Origin of the sequence: Endozoicomonas sp. ONNA1 (genome assembly GCF_024606325.1) — a bacterium.
Taxonomy (GTDB): Bacteria; Pseudomonadota; Gammaproteobacteria; order Pseudomonadales; family Endozoicomonadaceae; genus Endozoicomonas_A.
This window is the reverse complement of record NZ_JAHHPN010000015.1, coordinates 1-1,273: the sequence shown is the minus strand read 5'-3', so window position 1 is coordinate 1,273 and position 1,273 is coordinate 1. Positions and strand designations below refer to the sequence as shown.

At 48.5% G+C, this 1,273-nt stretch carries 2 protein-coding genes and 1 pseudogene; 1 reads left to right on the top strand and 2 read right to left on the bottom strand.

Going from position 1 to position 1,273, the window contains the following annotated elements; all coding sequences use genetic code 11:
* A partial coding sequence (locus tag KDK19_RS00245; protein WP_257291089.1) for a hypothetical protein occupies positions 1 to 607 on the bottom strand: 607 nt, incomplete at its 3' end.
* A gap of 93 nt (positions 608 to 700) precedes the next feature.
* Here KDK19_RS00245 and KDK19_RS00240 point away from each other — a divergent pair.
* Positions 701 to 823 (top strand): annotated as a pseudogene (locus KDK19_RS00240) (IS110 family transposase); the annotation flags it as partial.
* Positions 824 to 837: 14 nt separating this feature from the next.
* Here KDK19_RS00240 and KDK19_RS00235 read toward each other — a convergent pair.
* The gene (locus tag KDK19_RS00235) at positions 838 to 1,167 is read right to left on the bottom strand and encodes an ankyrin repeat domain-containing protein (RefSeq protein ID WP_257291088.1); all 330 of its coding nucleotides are present in this window, start codon (positions 1,165 to 1,167) and stop codon (positions 838 to 840) included.
* Between the last annotated feature and the right edge of the window lie 106 nt (positions 1,168 to 1,273).

The following is a 1,273-nucleotide window of genomic DNA, read 5'->3' as shown; positions in this document are numbered from 1 at the left end:
TGTCAGAGTAATGATCAAGGTCAATCATACCGACCTTGTATTGAGTATTGCCATTGTTATCCACTGTTTGAAAGGGAGGAATATTATCGTAACGAATACGCTCTCCTGTTATCGTTGCATTTTCATTAATGGTAAAGTCAGGAATCCCCCTCAGGCACGCCAGCGCCGTCAGATCTCTAATAGCACCACGATAACCTTCGCGATTCAGGCTGTACTCCATATAGTGTGCAAACTTGTTTGTTGGTATATTGACCCGCTCTGTCAGCAACATCGCCTCACCACCTACGATCACTGGGAGCATTCTTGGAACAAACAGGTGTTCCAGGCCAAAAGCCTCAAATAATGACTGGGCAAGGAGCGCTTGACCTGAATCTCCCCGGTCGATTTTCAGGATATAACCAGGGTACTGATCCATGGAGTAAATGGGGCCGCGCCCGCCAACCATGCGCCTGTCTTTTTGATAGTTAACAGGCTCTGGCCTTGAGTTCAATTCCGCAAGCACAGCGTCAATACCCGGTTCAGAACTGGCAATAGCGCTTGAAACAAAACAGAACAGCGAACCGACCAGATAGTTTCTTATGCCGGATGGTTTCAATGTCTTTTTCATTTTTTTTCCTCAAAAGCTGGATAATTCAGTAGACGCAGGTTAGACATGGCAGAAAATAAAATGTTCCCGGGAAAGTGCGGCGTTTTTAAGACATATGGGCATGCTGTCAAACTGACCCCACCTCAGTTTGTTAAGCCTTATGTCAAAACTGACAAGAACGACTACAACGATGCTGAAGCGATTGCTGAAGCAGCTTCACGACCCAGTATGCGTTTTTTTCCCTCTGTCTCCTACCTTGCCCCGGCCTTGATCAGGACTTTTACGCAGTCGGTATTGCCCTTCACGGCTGCGGCGAACAGCGAGGAGAAACCATCCGTACTCCGGGCGTTGACATCCGCCCCGGCGTCGATCAGGCGTTCGACGATGTCCTTGTGCCCATTACCAGATGCGAATATCAAAGCAGTGAAATCATCATAAATAACGGCATTGACATTGACTCCCTCTGCCAGTGACTTCTCCACCTGATCCAAATCCCCCCGCAAACAGGCAAGATAAAACGCCTGATCGGGGAAAAATGTATCCGGGTGAGATTCTCCGGTGTTCTCATTCACCATAGGCATCGGATTTTGCCGGCACATTACACACCGGCGAGAGCCGATGGGCTGATCAACAAAACACCTCGAAATACAGTCCAGATCGAAGCGGTGGCCACAACATTGGGTTTTG

Bases quoted from the DNA above. Each gene is read 5' to 3' on its own strand.
- KDK19_RS00235 (WP_257291088.1), bottom strand. From the start codon at position 1,167: ATGCCTATGGTGAATGAGAACACCGGAGAATCTCACCCGGATACATTT.